A 16,767-nucleotide genomic window follows, 5' to 3' on the forward strand; every position below is an offset into this window, starting at 1 on the left:
CTTATCCCGCCTTGTCTGCAAGTTGACTGATGGGAGGACCGAAGTGGTAGCCGGTCTGCCAGAGCACGATACAGCTGTTGACCACTTTTTCATCGTAATGGATCCCGGCATAGCGGGTCAGTTCGGCAAAGGCGTCACTCAGGGGCATGGCCCGGCGGAACGGGCGATGGGAGGTCATGGCGATCAGCGAGTCGGCCACCCGGATAATGCGCGCCTCCAGGGTAATGGCGTTGCCCGCCAGCCCCTGTGGATAGCCGCTGCCATCGAGGTTTTCGTGGTGCTGCAGCACTATGGTGGCGATGGGCCAGGGGAAGTCGATCTGTTTGAGAATATCGTGGCCGGCCTGGGGGTGCTGCTTGATCAGTTCGAACTCTACCGGCCGCAATTCACGTGGGCGGGTGATGATCTCGGTGGGGATCTGCAGCAGGCCAATATTGTGCACCATGGCCGCCAGTCCCAGCGCATCCAGCCGCTCTTGCCGCAGTTGCATGGCCTGCCCGATGGCCAGTGCCAAATCGCGCACCCTCAGCTCATGGCCCGCACTGTTGCGATCCTTGTGGCTGATGGCGCTGGCGAGGGCACTGATGGTCTGGAACAGCAGGTCACGCTGGTGACGCTCGCTCTCCTTGAGGCGGGTGATGTCGACCAGGGTGCCGATGATGCCGGCAACCATCCCCTGATGGTCATAGAAGAGATCCTTGAAACAGATGACCTGATAGCGCATGCCATTGCGATCATGCAACTGCTGTTCGATGCACTGGGGCTGGCGACTTCGCAGCAACTCGGCTTCCCGCATGCTGTAGGCCTCGGCAAGCCCGACTGGCAGCAGCTCCTCGACCCGTCGACCCAGCAGCGCCTCCTTGCCGATGCCGATCACCTGATTGAAGGCCTGGTTGCAGCCCAGAAATCGCCCTTCGATATCTTTGTAGAACACCGGGATCGGGATGGCCTTGAGCAGGGATTCGTTGAAGTGTTTCAGATCCTTCAGTTCGGCCTGCTGACGCAGGGCGAGAAGCTCGCTGTCCTTGCAGAGGGAAATGGCGCGGGCCAGGTTGCCGAGCACCGGGCTGAACAGATGGCAGACCGGTACGATCTGCTGATGTGGCTGGGGGGCGAGCAGCAAGATGAGATAACCCCCTTCAACCTTGAGCCGATAGGCAAACTGGTAGGGGCGGCTGCCCGGCAGGGGGAGCGTCTGTTGCAGCAGGCAGTGCTCCTCCTCGCTGACCCACCCAGGCAGGGTCAGGGTGGTGCCGGTGTGCTGACGCAACTGCTCGTCGCCGATCACCTTGAGCAGCTTGTATCCCTCCCGTTGTTGCTGCAATACCGCGCCAACCGGCGTGGCGCAGTGATGCATAAAACGTTGCAGTACCTTGGTGAGCAGCGCATCCAGCGTGACTTCACGCCCGATGCAGAGCGCCAGATCGCAGACGATGGCCATGGCGTGGTCGTTGTTCATATCAATGCCCCGTTACAGAGAATGGCGCCGTTATGACATTGGGGGTAATCCCCGTGGCGCACGCTGCCAATTTCGCCAAGGGAGAGGGCTCCTGCCAGATCGCCGGCCCCCGAGTGGGTCAGCAGGGTGTGCAGCTCGGTCACTGTCTGCTGGTCGAAGTGCAGCTGGCGTCCTGCGCAGTAGTAGACCTCCAGCAAGTGTGCTTGGGTGAGGGTTTGTTGCTGGTTGAGGCGCCTGGCCAGTGAGCAGGCATGTTCGGTGGCACTCTCTGGCGCCTTCAGTAGGGTGAGGATGCTGTGCTCCGCGACCTCGCCGGCGCAGAGCAGGGCGCCGTCATCGTTTGCCTCGACGGGGATCCTGACAATCACATCCCCGTTGGCCCGCAGCAGGCCCAGTGGCATGTGCACCACGAAACGGTAGAGCTCCTCGCGCACCATAGCGTGCTGGAATTGCTGGCGGATCAGCCCCTGATATTTTTGAAAGGCCGGTTGCCAGTCGATGTAGGCAATCTGGTTCGCTTCACTGCTGGTGGCCAGCATTGGTTGGGCCGAGAGTTGATAACCATGTTCCAGAAAGGGAAAGCTGTTGCTGGGCAGCAGCGTGCAGGTGACCCCGTAGGCAAGTTGCCGTTGATTGTCGAACAGGCAGGCAAGGGGGGTGAAGCTGCCGCTGCCTGCGTTGGCGCCGGCATAGTTGACGCGATTGGCCAGTTGCAGATAAAGCGCATCCAGAATGGAGGCGATATTGGGAATGAGGTTGTCGAAGGTCAGAAAAAGGGTTGGTGGCGGCGAAGGGGTTGGCCAGGTGGCCAGCATGCTCTCCACCTGTTCCGCAATCAGTTGGGCAAGGGATGCTGCGCTGGCCTGCGGTGTCAGGGGCAGCAGTGTGGCGTGATAGGGGTTGGCTCTGGGCAGTAGCCAGGCCCCTTGCGGCAACAATCCTTGCGCACCGATCAGCTGGGGGAAAATGGCGCCATCCAGGGCGATGTTGAAGTCGCGGCACAACTGCTGCAACAGGGGAACCTGTGCGCAATCCTGTTCGGCCAGCAGTATGGTCAGCTTGCCTCCTTGCAAGGGTGCCAGCGTGGCGGCCAGTTCTGTCGGGTTAAATTGGCAAACGTAGTGTTGCTTCATCAATCTGAACTCCATTCCAGAATATAACCAATATATCAATAAGGAATTCAAGAGGGTATGAGGATCTCGCCCGGTTCTGGTTGTATGGCAAAAACCATGATGGGCATCACCCTCGCTGACTGATCTGTCATTTGCTGGCCTGTGGAGTGCGCGATGCTGTCGGGCCGGAAATAGAAAACCGGCAGCCAAGGCTGCCGGTTTTGCGGGTAATGAGGGGGAGCGACGGTAAAGGTTACTGCAACACCACGTGCTGAAACCCTTGTACCAGGCTGATGACCGGCTGGGGATAGAGCCCCAGCAACACCACCAGAGCGGCAGAGAGCAGTACCACCACACCACCGGAGGAGAGCGCCCAGTCGGCGCTGGCATCGCGCTGCTGCATGCCCGGTTCGCGCAGATAGAGGGTCACCATCACCTTGAGGTAGTAGTAGAGACCCAGTGCGCTGCCGAGCACGATGGCACCGGAGAGCCACCAGAGCTGCGCCTCGACGGTGACGCCGATGAGGTAGAACTTGCCGATAAAGCCGAGGGTCATCGGGATGCCCGCGAGTGACAACATCATCACCGTCAGTACGGCAGTCAGATAGGGGCGCTTCCAGAACAGACCACGATAGCTGTGCAGGGAGTCGGCATCCTTGCCGCGATAGGGGCTCGACATCATGCTCACCACCCCAAAGGCACCCAGGCTGGTGAACAGATACATCAGCAGGTAGACCCCGGCTGCTTCCACCGGCATCTGGCCGAATCGGCTCGCCACGATCACCGCCAGCAGGTAACCGAAGTGGGAGATGGAGGAGTAACCCAGCATCCGCTTGATGTTGGTCTGCACCAGGGCCAGCAGGTTGCCGACCAGGATGGAGATGACCGCCATGGCTGCCAGCAGCCAGTGGATCATGGGATCGCTCGCCGCCGGTACCGCCAGATAGAAACGCAGCAGCACGGCAAAGACCGCCACCTTGCTGACGGTGGCGAGGAAGGTGGCGACCGGTGCCGGGGCACCTTCGTAGACATCCGGGGTCCAGAGGTGGAAGGGGGCCAGGGAGAGTTTAAAGGCAAAGCCGACCAGCATTAACCCCAAACCGCCCATCAGCAGCGGATGGTGAGCCGGGCTCTCGGCCAGGGTCTGCCCCAGGGCTGCAAAGCTCAGGCTGCCTGCCTGCGCATAGAGCAGCGCCATGCCAAACAACAGGAAGGCGGTGGCGGCGGCAGAGAGCACCATGTATTTCACCGCGGCTTCCAGCGAGTGGCGCTCGCGGTAGGCGTAACCCACCAGACCGAACATTGGCAGGGTCAGCATCTCGATCCCGATAAAGAGAGAGGCGAGGTGACGAGAGCTGGCCAGCACCAGACCACCAGCGGTGGCGATCAGCAGCAGCAGGAAGAACTCCTCCCGGTTGTCCGGGTAGGCTTTCAGCCACGATTGACCGAAGGTGCAGGTGGCCAGGGCGCCGATCAGTACGAGACCCATGTAGAAGACGGCGTAACTGTCCACTTGCAGCAGCGGGGTGACCCCCTGATCCCCTTGCGCCATCACGATGGGCAGCGATAACAGAGCAAGGTTGAGGCCAACAATGGTCACGGTAAAGGCGGTAGTGACACAGCGGCGCCAGGCGATGGCCAGCATCAGGGCCGCCATGGCCCCGGTGGTCAACAGCAGGGGAAGCAGTGCCAGCAGTTGGGAAGCGGAGAAAGTCATTGCAGGTCTCCAGCAGTCGGCAGCAGATACCAGTGCAGCACGTTGATAAGGCTGCTGCTGGCGGTGTCAATCACGGGTTGGGGATAGAGGCCAAGCAGAACCAGCAGGCCCGCGATCACCATCATCATGGTCAGCTCGCGGCGATCCAGCCCCTTGAGCATGCTCTCATCCTTGGCGGGGCCAAAGCAGGCGCGCTGCAACATGATGAGGGAGTAGACCGAGGCCAGTACCAGACCGAAGGTGGCGACTGCCGTGATGACAGGGGCAACCTGGAAGCTGCCGACCAGGATCAGGAACTCGCCGACAAAGTTGCCGGTGCCCGGCATGCCAAGCGACGCCACCGAGAAGAAGAGCATCACGCCGGGCAGATAGCGCAGGCGTCCCCACAGGCCGCCCATCTGGCGCAAATCCCGGGTGTGTAACCGCTCGTAGAGCTGACCGCAGAGGATAAAGAGGCCGGCAGCCGAGAGACCGTGGGCGATCATCTGCACCACGGCGCCCTGCAGGGCCAGCTCGCTACCCGAGTAGATGGCGATCATCACAAAACCCATGTGGGAGATGCTGGTGTAGGCTACCAGCCGTTTGATGTCGGTCTGGGCAAAGGCCACGATGGCGCCATACACGATCCCGATCAGGCCAAGCACCATTGCGTAGGGAGCAAATTCGGCGGAGGCTTCGGGGAAGAGTGGCAGGGCAAAGCGCAGCAGGCCATAGGCGGCGGTTTTCAGCAAAATACCGGCCAGATCCACGGAGCCTGCGGTCGGCGCCTGACTGTGGGCATCCGGCAGCCAGCCGTGCAGCGGCACCAGCGGCATCTTGACCGCGAAGGCGATAAAGAAGCCCAGCATCAGCAGCCATTGAACGCCCTTGCTCATCGGGGTATTGAGCAGCTCCAGATAGTTGAAGGTGAAGACTCCGGTGGCATGCTGGTGGGTCAGCACCAGCCCGATGATGGCCACCAGCATGATAAGGCCGCTCACCTGGGTGTAGATGAAGAACTTGGTTGCGGCGTTGATCCGTGATTTGCCGTCAGTGACCGAGTGGCCCCAGAGCGCAATCAGGAAGTACATGGGGACCAGCATCATCTCCCAGAAGAAGAAGAAGAGGAACAGGTCCAGCGCCATAAAGACCCCGAGCACGCCGCCCAGGATCCAGAGCAGGTTGAGGTGGAAGAAGCCGATGCGCTGCACGATCTCTTTCCACGAACAGAGAATGGCCAGTACCCCGATAAAGCAGGTGAGGATAACCATCAAGAGCGACAGGCCATCCACCGCCAGATGCAAAGAGATGCCGAAGCGGGGGATCCACGGCAGGCGCCACTCAGCGGCCCAGGCGGAGGCAGCACCGGAGACGCCCGCGCTGTCGAGGCCAGTGGTGGCAAGGGAGAAGTCTCCACTTAGCCAGATGGCACAGGAGAGCAGCAGGCTGGCGCTCATGGAGATGAGGGCTACCCAGCGGACAAACTGCCCGCCGAGACGCTCCATCTGCCAGCAGAGCAAGCCGCCGATAAAAGGAATTAGCAAGATCCAGAGTAAGGTCACGGTATCAGCTCTCGTTCAAGTTCATATGAGATTGCGCTCCCTGTTCCATCAGGGAGAGCAAACAGCCTGGCTGTATGATTGTCCGGTTGTTCATCGCGTTACCCCAGCAGCAACAGCGCCAGCACCAGCACGGCACCGATCCCCATGGAGGCGGCATACCAGCGCAACTTGCCGGTCACGGTCCAGGCCAGCAGCTGGTTGCCACGCAGAGCAAGCCAGGCGGGCAGGCCCATCATCCAGTCCAGCGGGTCTCGGGCAAGCAGTCGGGTCGCCAGCAGATAGGGCTTGACCCACAGCTGGTCATAGAGCCAGTCAAAGCCCCAGGCATTGAACCAGAGGGTGCTGAGCAGGCGACCCGGCGCGCTGTTGGCAATGGAGGTGGCCAGACGGCGCTCACCAAGGAACAGAAATGCAGCCAGCACAATGCCAGCGATGGCGATGATGCCAGAGGCTACCTCCAGCGCATGGCGACCCTCTTCGATATGGTCCCCCGGGCCTGCGGGTAGTACACCTGCCAGTGGCGGGGTGATCAGCGCGCCGATGCCGGTGGAGAGCACCAGCAGCACCAGCAGCGGCAGATGGTGAGCCAGACCGTGGCCCGCATGGGCTTTGGTCTGCTCTTTGCCATGGAAGGCGATAAAGATCAGCCGGAAGGTGTAGAGCGAGGTGAGGAATGCCCCTACCAGACCTGCCCACAGCAGCGCGCTTTGGCCAGAGGCTTCTACTTGCCACAGGATGGCATCCTTACTGTAGAAACCGGAAGTGACCAGCGGCAACGCCGCCAGCGCCGAGCCCCCCACCAGGAAGCAGGCATAGACCAGCGGCAAACTCTTGCGCAGGCCACCCATCTTGAAGATGTTCTGCTCATGGTGGCAGGCGTTGATCACGGCACCGGCGGAGAGGAACAGCAGCGCCTTGAAGAAGGCGTGGGTCATCAGGTGGAAGATGGCCCCTTCCCATGCGCCGACACCGAGAGCCAGAAACATGTAGCCAATCTGGCTCATGGTGGAGTAGGCAAGGATCCGCTTGATATCGGTCTGAACCAGCGCCGCAAAGCCTGCCAGCACTAGCGTGATGGCGCCAACCAGCCCGACCAGATGGAGGATCTCTGGCGCCAGCAGGAACAGGCCGTGGGTACGAGCAATCAGGTAGACACCGGCGGTCACCATGGTGGCAGCGTGGATCAGCGCTGAGACAGGGGTCGGGCCTGCCATCGCATCCGCCAGCCAGGTTTGCAGCGGCAGCTGTGCCGATTTGCCGACCGCGCCGCCCAAGAGCATCAGGCAGGCCAGCGACAGGGCAGGGGAGCCCTCGGCAAACAGGGTCGGTGCGCGCACCAGCAGCTCGTGGATATTGAGGGTGCCCAGCTCCCGATAGAGGATAAACAGGCCGATGGCGAGGAAGACATCACCCACCCGGGTCACGACAAATGCCTTGAGGGCCGCTGCGCCGTTGCTGCGATCCTTGTAGTAGAAGCCGATCAGCAGATAGCTGCACAGCCCCACTCCTTCCCAGCCGAGGTAGACAAACAGCAGGTCATCGGCCAGTACCAGAAACAGCATGCTGGCGATAAAGAGGTTGGTGTAGGTAAAGAAGCGGGAGTAACCCTCTTCTCCACGCATATACCAGGAGGCGAACAGGTGGATAAAGAAACCGACCCCGGTCACCACCCCCAGCATGGTCAGCGACAGGCCATCCAGTGCCAGCGAGAAGCTCGGGGTAAAGTTGCCCACCGCCATCCATTGCCACAGGCGCTGGATATAGACGCCCCCCTCGGGCGGGTTGCCCAGAAAGTCGATGCCCACCCACAGGGTAGTGAGGGCCGACAGGCCAATGGAGCCCACCCCGATCATTGCAGAGGTACGCTCGCCAAACCGGCCGAGGGAGAAGGCCAGCACCAGCCATCCCAGCAGCGGAAATAGAAAAGTCAGATATAAGAGGCTCATCCGCGCATCTCGCTCACAGTGTCCACGTTTAGAGTGTGGTAACGACGATAGAGCAGCAGTAACAGGGCAAGGCCGATACTGGCCTCCGCTGCCGCCAGAGAAATCACCAGGATATACATGATCTGGCCATCGGCCTGGGCCCAGCGGCTACCCGCCACCACAAACGCCAGTGCCGAGGCATTCATCATGATTTCGATACTCATCAGGATATAGAGCAGGTTGCGGCGGATCAGCAGACCGCACAAGCCGATGCAGAAGAGCACCGCGGCCAGCAGGAGGCCGTGCTCCATAGGGATTCCATTCATTGCTGACCTCCTTCTTGTGCAGAGCGGGAAGCAGAGCGCGGGGCGGAGAGCACTTCACCGCTCTTCTCTTCCCGACCCAGGTGATAGGCGGTTACCAGACCCGCCAGCAGCAGGATGGAGGCAAGCTCCACCGCCAGCACATAGGGGCCAAAGAGCTCGACACCCACCTGCTTGGCTGTCACCTCGGTCACTCCGATCAGGCCCCCGGTCACCCCGAGAATGCCGTGGGCCAGAAAGCCCAGCAGGATCAGCGAGAGCAGGGCTGGGCCCCCCCAGGTCATGGGGGTGAGCCACTTTTTCTCCTGCGCCTGGGCACTTCCCAGGTTCAGCATCATCACCACGAACACGAACAGCACCATGATGGCGCCGGCGTAGACGATCACCTGCAGGGCGCCCGCAAAGGCGGCACCCAGGCAGAAGAAGATCATGGCCACGGCGATGAGGGAGATGATGAGATTGAGCAGCGCATGCATGGGATTGCTGGTGCTGATCACCCGCAGCGTGCTGTAAATGGCCACCAGGGCCGAGGCATAAAATGCCAGTTCCATGATTGACTCCTCAGGGCAGCAGGCTCTTGACATCGATGGGCTTGGCTTCGTTTTCGGCATCCCCTTTCGGCTTGCCGTCGATGGCCATCCCGCTCATGCGATAGAAGTTGTAGTCCGGGTATTTGCCGGGCCCGCTGATCAGCAGATCTTCCTTCTCGTACACCAGATCCTGGCGGCGATACTCACCCATCTCGAAATCCGGTGTCAGCTGGATGGCGGTGGTGGGGCAAGCCTCTTCACACAGGCCGCAGAAGATGCAGCGAGAGAAGTTGATGCGAAAGAACTCCGGATACCAGCGGCCATCATCCCGCTCGGATTTTTGCAGCGAGATGCAGCCGACCGGGCAGGCAACTGCGCAGAGGTTGCAGGCTACGCAACGCTCGTCCCCGTCGGGGTCACGGGTCAGCACGATGCGACCGCGGTAGCGGGGGGCGGCATAGACTGCCTGCTCCGGATAGTTGAGGGTTTCACGGGGCCGCCAGGCATGGGAGAAGACCATGGCCAGGCTGCGTAACTGGGTGCCGACACCCTGAATAATGCTAACAATTTTCATATTGAGTGCCTCACTGCGTACTTATCAGTACAACTGCCGCGGTGACCAGCATATTGATCAGAGTCAGCGGCAAGCAGACTTTCCAGCCAAACGACATCACTTGGTCAAAGCGCGGGCGAGGCAGGGAGGCCCGCAGCAGGATGAAGAACACCATGAAACAGGCGGTCTTCAGGGCAAACCAGATGAAGGGGGGCAGCCAGGGGCCGTGCCAGCCACCGAAGAAGAGGGTCACGATGAGCGAGGAGATCAGCACGATGCCGATATATTCGCCCACGAAGAAGAGACCCCACTTCATCCCCGCATACTCGATGTGATAGCCGTCGGCGAGCTCCTGCTCGGCTTCCGGCTGATCGAACGGGTGACGGTGGGTGACGGCGACACCGGCAAACAGGAAGGTGACAAAGCCCAGGATCTGGGGCACCACGTTCCACAAATCTGCCTGTGCCTCGACGATATCCCGCAGGTTGAAACTGCCGGTCTGGATCACGATCCCCATCAGGGAGAGCCCGAGAAATACCTCGTAGGAGAGGGTCTGGGCCGAGGCGCGCAAGCTGCCGAGCAATGAGTATTTGTTGTTGCTCGACCAGCCGGCGAACAGCACCGCATAGACCGCCAGCCCTGCGATGGCCAGGATGTAGAGCAGCCCCACATTGAGATCCGCCACGCCCCAGGTGGGGGTGATGGGCACCACCGCAAACGCCAGAATAAAGGCGGTGAAGGCGATGATGGGGGCCAGGATAAAGATCCGCCGATCAGCGAATGGCGGGATCCAGTCCTCCTTGAAGAACATCTTGATCATGTCGGCGGCCAGCTGGAGCAGACCAAACGGCCCCACCCGGTTGGGGCCGTAGCGATCCTGCCACAGGGCCAGCAGACGGCGCTCGATGAAGCTCATGAAGGCGCCAGCCCCCACGATCCCCACCAGCACGACCAGTGCCTTGCCCACCTCCAGCAACAGATCGATCAGCGACTCGCTCATGCGATCACCTCCTGCAGGTTAGTGATTGAGGCTTGTTGCAGGGCTGTCGGCAGGCCGTTCACCCCAAGGGGGAGCCCCACCAGACCGGCGCTCAGCTGCTCGCTAAGCCGCAGACGCAGTTGCCAGTGGCTACCGCCCCAGGAGAAGGAGACCTGACTGCCCCCGTGGAGGGCTAGACGCTGTGCATCAAGGGGATTGAGCACCAGCTCGGGTTCGTTCATTCGGGCCTGAATGACCGGACTGCGAGCGGAGAGCTCCTCGCCGCCAAACAGCTGGGCATAATTGACCACCTGCAGCGCCTCTGATGCCTTGAAGGGGGTGGGGATGGTGGCGAACCAGCCGAGCGACTCCTTGCCTTCTGCCTGCGGGTCTGTTGCTTCCAGCAAGCGGCGACCCGGATCGCCGGCACGCAGATGACCACCGACTTCATCCTGGAACTTGTTCCAGGCGGAGGGAGAGTTCCAGCCCGGCGCCCAGGCGAACGGTACTTGCGGCAGCGGCTGACGGGCTCCGGCATACCCTTCCATGGAGAAGTTGAAGGGGGAGTCGGGATCTTGCGCTACCCGCGGCTCGCTGACGTTCTGATCCGCCAGCATGGAGGTGCGACCGCTGTAACGATGCGGCTCACGGGCCAGTCGCATGCCACGGATCCGCAAGCCTGCGTTGGGCGCTGCTTCCAGCATGGTAGCGAGCAGCGGATTGCTGGTGGCGCAGTCATGATTGACCTGGTCGAAGTTCTGCCAGCGCAGCGGCTTGCGTTCTATCGCCCCTTGCAGCGCTGCCAGCCAGCGCCACCCTTCACGCACCTGAATATCGGCGTTGTAGAAGGCGGGCGCATAGACCTGGAAGAAGCGCTGGGCGCGCCCTTCCATGTTCACCAGCGTGCCATCGGCTTCGGCAAAACTGGCCGCTGGCAGTACCAGATCTGCCTTGTTGGCGGTCGGGGTCGCCTGATGGTCGATGACCAGCAGGTGCTGCAGCCGTGCCAGCGCAGCATCCACCCGGTTACGCGGCGCGCGGCGGTAGAGATCGTTCTCCAGGGTGACCAGCGCCAACCCCTCTTCGGCCTCGATACGCGCAAGGGCGGCTTCGAGTGGCTTGTCTGTCAAGGTTTGAGCACCCAGCATGGCCAGCCCCAGCGAGTTGGCCTCCTGGCCAACCAGCGCGATGCTGGCTTCTAGACCTCGGCCTTTCAGGGCGCGGGCAATGTTGCTGGCCGCCTCAAGCAGCGCCACATCGCGGGCACTGGAGCCTGCAATGATGAGCGGCTTCCTGGCGTTGCCGAGCAGCTCGGCCCAGCGAGCCGCTTGTGCCCGCTGTTCGGGGCAGAGGTCGCTCACGGCCGGTGCGGCCGGGTCGAGCAGGTTGGCGATGGCAAAGCCAAGGCGCGCCTGATCGGCATAGGGGGCGTGCAGCGTGTCGGCTGCCACATCGTCCAGACGGGTGGTGTCGAGGCTGGTGATAAGCAGCGGGTAGCGCTCGTTCTGACCCAGGGTCTGAACGGCGGCGACTTGCCACAGATCCACCTTCATCTTGCGGGCCAGCTCGCGAGCCTTGCCCTTGACGGCTTGGCGCAGCGCCAACGCGATACGGGCAGCGCTCATGGTGACATCTTCGCCGAGCACCAGAATGGCGTCAGCCTCTTCCATGTCCCGCAGGCTTGGAGTCGGCACGCCGCCCTGTTGCAGGATCTGCAGCATCTTCAGCTGACAGGCCCACTCGGCCTGCTCGACGCCTGCGTAGAAGTTGGCTTCACCCACCAGCTCGCGCAGGGCAAAGTTGCTCTCCAGCGAGGCGCGGGGCGAGCCGATGCCGATGAGGTCGCGGGCCGTGCGCAGGGCATCGGCGGCGCGGTTAAGGGCGCCATCGACCGTGATGGTCAGCTGGTCGTTGCCATCTTTGAGCAGCGGTTGGCGCGGGCGGTCCGCCAGATTGACGTAGCCATAGCCAAAGCGGCCACGGTCACAGAGGAAGTAGTGGTTGACGCTGCCGTGGAAGCGGTTTTCGATGCGGCGCAGCTCGCCATAACGCTCACCCGGGCTGATGTTGCAGCCCACGGAACATTGCTGGCAGATGCTGGGGGCAAACTGCATGTCCCACTTGCGGTTGTAACGCTCGGAGTGGGTCTTGTCGGTGAAGACGCCGGTGGGGCAGACCTCCACCAGGTTGCCGGAAAATTCGCTCTCCAGGGTGCCATCCTCGACCCGCCCGAAATAGACGTTGTCGTGGGCTCCGTAGACCCCTAGATCCTCGCCACCGGCATAATCCTTGTAGTAACGGACGCAGCGGTAGCAGGCGATGCAGCGGTTCATCTCGTGACCGATGAAGGGGCCCAGCTCCTGATTCTGGTGGGTGCGTTTGGTGAAACGGTAGCGACGGCTGTTGTGGCCTGTCATCACCGTCATGTCCTGCAGGTGGCAGGCGCCGCCCTCTTCACACACCGGGCAGTCGTGGGGGTGGTTGGTCATCAGCCACTCCACCACGCTCTTGCGAAATTCTTTAGCCTCTTCATCCTCGATGGCGATGTAGCTGCCATCGGTGGCCGGGGTCATGCAGGACATGACCAGACGGCCGCGCTTGTCATCGGCATTCTGATACTGTTTCACCGCACACTGGCGGCAGGCGCCAACGCTACCCAGCGCTGGATGCCAGCAGAAATAGGGGACGTCCAGACCCAGCGACAGACAGGCTTGCAGCAGGTTATCTGCCCCGTCTACCTCGTACTCTTTGCCGTCTACATAAATGGTTGCCATACAACTTCCCTGAAACCTGTTTTGTGAAATCTGTGGTGTCGTTACCAGCGCTCGCCCAGCAGATTGGGCTGGATCCCTTTGACCGGCTTGCGGTTATCACCGCTGCCTTTGATCCCGGCCTCGAATTCGGAGCGGAAATATTTGATGGCGCTGGCCAGCGGCTCGACGGCGCCCGGTGCGTGGGCGCAGAAGGTCTTGCCCGGGCCAAGGAAACCGCAGAGTTGTTCCAGAGTCGCCAGATCGCCGGATTGCCCTTCGCCACGCTCCAGTGCCCGCAGCAGCTTGACGCTCCAGGGCAGGCCATCGCGACAGGGCGTGCACCAGCCACACGACTCGCGGGCGAAGAACTCCTCCATGTTGCGCAGCAGGGAGACCATGCTGATGGAGTCATCCACCGCCATGGCGAGGCCGGTCCCCATCCGGGTGCCGACCTTGCCGATACCGGCGGTATACATCTGGGCATCGAGGTGCTCCGGCAGCAGGAAACCGGTTCCCGCGCCGCCCGGTTGCCAGGCTTTCAGGCGATAGCCGCTCTTCATGCCGCCGGCGTAATTTTCAAACAACTCGCGGGCGGTGATGCCAAAGGGCAGCTCCCAAACCCCGGGGTTGTTCACCTTGCCGGAGAAGCCCATCAGCTTGGTGCCGTGATCTTCCGAGCCCGGCAGCGCCAGCCCGTGATACCAGGCGACTCCGTTGCCGATAATGGCGGGGACGTTGCAGAGGGTTTCGACGTTGTTGACGCAGGTGGGTTTGCCCCAGACGCCGGAGACGGCGGGGAAGGGGGGTTTGGCGCGCGGGTTGGCACGGCGCCCTTCCAGCGAGTTGATAAGGGCCGTCTCTTCGCCACAGATGTAGCGACCGGCGCCGGTGTGGACGAACAGCTCGAAGTCAAAACCGGATCCCAGAATGTTCTTGCCCAGTAGACCGGCGGCCTTGGCCTCTTCCACCGCACGGCGCAGGTGGATGGCGGCATCAACGTATTCGCCGCGCAGGAAGATATAGCCGCGATAGGCCTTGAGCGCCCGGGCACTGATGATCATCCCCTCGATCAGCAGATGGGGCAGTTGCTCCATCAGCAGGCGATCTTTCCAGGTGTTGGGTTCCATCTCGTCGGCGTTGCAGAGCAGGTAACGGATGTTCATGCTCTCGTCTTTGGGCATCAGCCCCCACTTCACGCCAGTGGGGAAGCCCGCACCGCCGCGCCCCTTGAGACCGGCATCCTTGACGGTACTGACAATCTCGTCCGGGCTCATCTGGCCGAGCGCCTTGCGGGCGGCTTCATAGCCCTGTTTGGCCTGATACTCCTCCAGCCATACCGGCTGGCCATCATCCCGCAGCCGCCAGGTGAGCGGGTGGGTCTCGGCGGTGCGGGCCGTGCGGTTGGCGGTGCCAAGAGAGGCGAGGATTTTGTTCTGCGGCAGGCTCATGGGTAAGCCTCCAGGGTTTTCAGCAAGATCACCGGATCGAGGCCGCCATAGGTGTCGTCATCGATCATGATCGCTGGCCCCTTGTCGCAGTTGCCAAGGCAGCAGACCGGCAGCAGGGTGAAGCGGCCATCCGGGGTGGTTTGACCGGGGCCGAGGTTCATCACCTCCTTGAGACCGGCCAGCAGATCTTCATGGCCATTGATGTAGCAGACCATGCTGTCGCAGACGCGGATGATGTGACGCCCTACCGGCTGGCGGAAGATCTGGCTATAGAAGGTGGCAACCCCCTCCACGTCGCTGGCGGCAATGCCGAGCTCGGCCGCGATGGCGTGAATGGCGCCGTCGGGTACCCAGCCTCTGGCCTGCTGCACGATTTTGAGCGCTTCGATGCTGGCGGCGCGGGGATCTTCGTAGTGGTGTTTCTCGTGTTCGATGGCATCGCGTTCAGCCTGGCTCAGAACGAAGTCGTCCCGTTTGCTGCTGCATGCCCCTTGCCCCTGTGGGGTCTGATTATTGTGACACTGACATTGCTGGCTCATGACTTGACCTTTGGTGGCTTGTCCTTTTACTGCTCGTCCGGCGATCCCGATTCCCGGCCATGGCCGGGAGAGCGGATCACTTAACGGTCCACATCCGACATAACAAAATCGATACTGCCCAGATAGACGATGAGGTCCGACACCATGCTGCCCTTGATCACCGAGGGGATCTGCTGCAGGTGAGCAAAGCTCGGGGTGCGGATCCGGGTCCGGTAGCTCATGGTGGAGCCATCGCTGGTCAGGTAGTAACTGTTGACCCCCTTGGTCGCCTCAATCATCTGGAACGACTCGGCAGCGGGCATCACCGGGCCCCAAGACACTTGCAAGAAGTGGTTGATCAGGGTCTCGATGTGCTGCAGGGTGCGCTCTTTGGGCGGCGGGGTGGTGAGGGGGTGATCCGCCTTGAAGGGGCCCTCCGGCATGTTCTTCATGCACTGCTCGATGATCGACATGCTCTGGCGGATCTCCTCGATCCGCACGGTGGCTCTGTCGTAGGCATCGCCATTGCTGCCGACCGGCACTTCAAAGTCGAACTGATCGTAACCGGAGTAGGGGCGCCACTTGCGTATGTCGAAGTTGAGGCCGGTGGCGCGCAAGCCAGCCCCCGTGGTGCCCCAGGACAACGCCTGCTCGGTGGTGTAGGCAGAGACGCCTATGGTTCGACCGCGCAGAATGCTGTTGCGCATCGCCGCTTTTTCGTAATCCATCAGCCGCTTGGGCAGCCAGCTCAGCAGGTTGTCCTGCACCAGCCGTTGCCATCCCTTCGGCAGGTCGTGGGCCACACCGCCGATGCGGAACCAAGCCGGGTGCATGCGGGCACCGGTGATCGCTTCGATGATGGTGTAGATCTTCTGCCGATCGGTGAAGGTGAAGAAGACCGGGGTCATGGCCCCCACGTCCTGAATATAGGTTCCGAGGAACAAGAGGTGGCTCTGGATGCGGAACAGCTCCGACATCATCACCCGGATCATGTCGACCCGCTGCGGCACCTTGATGCCGGCCAGCTTCTCGACCGCCAGCACGTAGGGGAGGTTGTTCATCACCCCGCCCAGATACTCGACCCGGTCGGTATAGGGGATGTAGCTGTGCCAGGACTGGCGCTCACCCATCTTCTCGGCACCGCGATGGTGATAGCCGATATCGGGCACGCAGTTGCGGATCTCCTCGCCATCGAGCTGCAACACCAACCGGAAGGCACCGTGGGCAGAGGGGTGGTTGGGGCCGAGGTTCAAGAACATGTAGTCCTCATTCTCGTTACCGCGGGCCAGCCCCCACTCTTCCGGTTTGAACAGCAGGTTCTCCTGCTCCATGTCCTGTTTGGCGGCATCGAGCATGAAGGGATCGAATTCGGTAGCGCGCGCCGGGTAATCCTTGCGCAGCGGGTGACCCTGCCAGCTCTTGGGCATCATGATGCGGGTCAGATGGGGGTGGCCATCGAAGGTGATGCCCATCAGATCCCACACTTCCCGCTCGTACCAGTTGGCATTGGGGAAGTGGTTGGTGATGGTGGGCAGATGCAGGTCACTCTCGGCCAGCGCCACTTTCAACATCACATCGGCGTTACGGTCGATGGAGATGAGGTGATAGAAGACGGTGAAATCGCTCTGGGGCAGACCGTCGCGATGGCTGCGCAGCCGCTCGTCGGTGGCGCTGAGATCAAACAGCATCACAAACGGGGAGGGCACCTTGCGCAAAAAGCCCATCACATCCTGAAGCAGTTCGCGGGGAAGCCAGACCACCGGCACGCCGGTGCGCGTGGTCTGCACGGTGAAGTGCTCGGCCCCGAAGTGGGCAAACAGTTCGCCAATGACTTTGGCATCCTTGTGGTCGCTGGGCTGCCACTGGGCCATGGCGTAATTGCTGGGAAAATCACGAGTCAGTTTCATGG

At 61.6% G+C, this 16,767-nt stretch carries 13 protein-coding genes; all 13 read right to left on the bottom strand.

Annotated features, from left to right (window positions below):
* Nucleotide 1 precedes the first annotated feature (1 nt).
* The 13 genes from ACB035_RS17860 to nuoC all read right to left on the bottom strand — a co-directional run bounded on the left by ACB035_RS17860 (nt 2) and on the right by nuoC (nt 16,765).
* The gene (locus ACB035_RS17860) at nt 2–1,459 is read right to left on the bottom strand and encodes an HD-GYP domain-containing protein (protein ID WP_139436439.1); all 1,458 of its coding nucleotides are present in this window, start codon (nt 1,457–1,459) and stop codon (nt 2–4) included.
* Nucleotides 1,456–2,592: an FIST signal transduction protein gene (locus tag ACB035_RS17865; RefSeq protein WP_371167829.1), complete on the bottom strand. Its 1,137-nt coding sequence runs from the start codon at nt 2,590–2,592 to the stop codon at nt 1,456–1,458. The genes ACB035_RS17860 and ACB035_RS17865 overlap by 4 nt, the downstream gene beginning before the upstream one ends.
* A gap of 232 nt (nt 2,593–2,824) precedes the next feature.
* Nucleotides 2,825–4,288, bottom strand: coding sequence for an NADH-quinone oxidoreductase subunit NuoN (gene nuoN / locus ACB035_RS17870; protein WP_100646131.1), 1,464 nt, complete (start codon nt 4,286–4,288; stop codon nt 2,825–2,827).
* Nucleotides 4,285–5,829 (bottom strand): NADH-quinone oxidoreductase subunit M, encoded by a 1,545-nt coding sequence (gene nuoM, locus ACB035_RS17875; protein ID WP_371167830.1) that lies wholly within the window; start codon nt 5,827–5,829, stop codon nt 4,285–4,287. The genes nuoN and nuoM overlap by 4 nt, the downstream gene beginning before the upstream one ends.
* Nucleotides 5,830–5,927: 98 nt before the next feature.
* Nucleotides 5,928–7,775 carry an NADH-quinone oxidoreductase subunit L gene (nuoL, locus tag ACB035_RS17880; RefSeq protein WP_371167831.1) on the bottom strand — a complete coding sequence of 616 codons (1,848 nt, stop codon included), beginning with the start codon at nt 7,773–7,775 and terminating at the stop codon, nt 5,928–5,930.
* Nucleotides 7,772–8,080, bottom strand: coding sequence for an NADH-quinone oxidoreductase subunit NuoK (gene nuoK, locus ACB035_RS17885; RefSeq protein WP_005337247.1), 309 nt, complete (start codon nt 8,078–8,080; stop codon nt 7,772–7,774). The genes nuoL and nuoK overlap by 4 nt, the downstream gene beginning before the upstream one ends.
* Nucleotides 8,077–8,628, bottom strand: a complete 552-nt coding sequence (nuoJ, locus tag ACB035_RS17890; RefSeq protein WP_371167832.1) for an NADH-quinone oxidoreductase subunit J — start codon at nt 8,626–8,628, stop codon at nt 8,077–8,079. Before nuoJ ends, nuoK begins: the two co-directional genes overlap by 4 nt.
* A gap of 10 nt (nt 8,629–8,638) precedes the next feature.
* On the bottom strand, nt 8,639–9,181 hold the full coding sequence (gene nuoI, locus ACB035_RS17895) for an NADH-quinone oxidoreductase subunit NuoI (protein ID WP_005351100.1): 543 nt from the start codon (nt 9,179–9,181) through the stop codon (nt 8,639–8,641).
* A gap of 10 nt (nt 9,182–9,191) precedes the next feature.
* Nucleotides 9,192–10,160, bottom strand: coding sequence for an NADH-quinone oxidoreductase subunit NuoH (gene nuoH, locus ACB035_RS17900; RefSeq protein WP_193859416.1), 969 nt, complete (start codon nt 10,158–10,160; stop codon nt 9,192–9,194).
* Complete coding sequence (nuoG, locus tag ACB035_RS17905) at nt 10,157–12,913, bottom strand: NADH-quinone oxidoreductase subunit NuoG (protein ID WP_371167833.1); 2,757 nt, start codon at nt 12,911–12,913, stop codon at nt 10,157–10,159. The genes nuoH and nuoG overlap by 4 nt, the downstream gene beginning before the upstream one ends.
* Before the next feature lie 41 nt (nt 12,914–12,954).
* A complete protein-coding gene (gene nuoF / locus ACB035_RS17910) occupies nt 12,955–14,340 on the bottom strand; it encodes an NADH-quinone oxidoreductase subunit NuoF (protein ID WP_005351112.1) in 1,386 nt (461 codons plus the stop codon).
* Nucleotides 14,337–14,879 carry an NADH-quinone oxidoreductase subunit NuoE gene (nuoE, locus tag ACB035_RS17915; RefSeq protein WP_371167834.1) on the bottom strand — a complete coding sequence of 181 codons (543 nt, stop codon included), beginning with the start codon at nt 14,877–14,879 and terminating at the stop codon, nt 14,337–14,339. Before nuoE ends, nuoF begins: the two co-directional genes overlap by 4 nt.
* A gap of 80 nt (nt 14,880–14,959) precedes the next feature.
* The gene (nuoC, locus tag ACB035_RS17920; protein WP_371167835.1) at nt 14,960–16,765 is read right to left on the bottom strand and encodes an NADH-quinone oxidoreductase subunit C/D; all 1,806 of its coding nucleotides are present in this window, start codon (nt 16,763–16,765) and stop codon (nt 14,960–14,962) included.
* Between the last annotated feature and the right edge of the window lie 2 nt (nt 16,766–16,767).

This window comes from Aeromonas sp. S12(2024) (assembly GCF_041402305.1).
In the GTDB taxonomy this organism is placed as follows: domain Bacteria; phylum Pseudomonadota; class Gammaproteobacteria; order Enterobacterales; family Aeromonadaceae; genus Aeromonas; species Aeromonas veronii.

Excerpts from the sequence above, each read along its gene's own strand:
- nuoF (WP_005351112.1), bottom strand. The coding sequence starts at position 14,340 with ATGAGCCTGCCGCAGAACAAAATCCTCGCCTCTCTTGGCACCGCCAAC.
- nuoN (WP_100646131.1), bottom strand. The coding sequence starts at position 4,288 with ATGACTTTCTCCGCTTCCCAACTGCTGGCACTGCTTCCCCTGCTGTTG.
- nuoE (WP_371167834.1), bottom strand. The coding sequence starts at position 14,879 with ATGAGCCAGCAATGTCAGTGTCACAATAATCAGACCCCACAGGGGCAA.
- nuoK (WP_005337247.1), bottom strand. The coding sequence starts at position 8,080 with ATGAATGGAATCCCTATGGAGCACGGCCTCCTGCTGGCCGCGGTGCTC.
- nuoG (WP_371167833.1), bottom strand. The coding sequence starts at position 12,913 with ATGGCAACCATTTATGTAGACGGCAAAGAGTACGAGGTAGACGGGGCA.
- ACB035_RS17860 (WP_139436439.1), bottom strand. The coding sequence starts at position 1,459 with ATGAACAACGACCACGCCATGGCCATCGTCTGCGATCTGGCGCTCTGC.
- ACB035_RS17865 (WP_371167829.1), bottom strand. The coding sequence starts at position 2,592 with ATGAAGCAACACTACGTTTGCCAATTTAACCCGACAGAACTGGCCGCC.
- nuoC (WP_371167835.1), bottom strand. The coding sequence starts at position 16,765 with ATGAAACTGACTCGTGATTTTCCCAGCAATTACGCCATGGCCCAGTGG.
- nuoH (WP_193859416.1), bottom strand. The coding sequence starts at position 10,160 with ATGAGCGAGTCGCTGATCGATCTGTTGCTGGAGGTGGGCAAGGCACTG.
- nuoJ (WP_371167832.1), bottom strand. The coding sequence starts at position 8,628 with ATGGAACTGGCATTTTATGCCTCGGCCCTGGTGGCCATTTACAGCACG.
- nuoI (WP_005351100.1), bottom strand. The coding sequence starts at position 9,181 with ATGAAAATTGTTAGCATTATTCAGGGTGTCGGCACCCAGTTACGCAGC.
- nuoL (WP_371167831.1), bottom strand. The coding sequence starts at position 7,775 with ATGAGCCTCTTATATCTGACTTTTCTATTTCCGCTGCTGGGATGGCTG.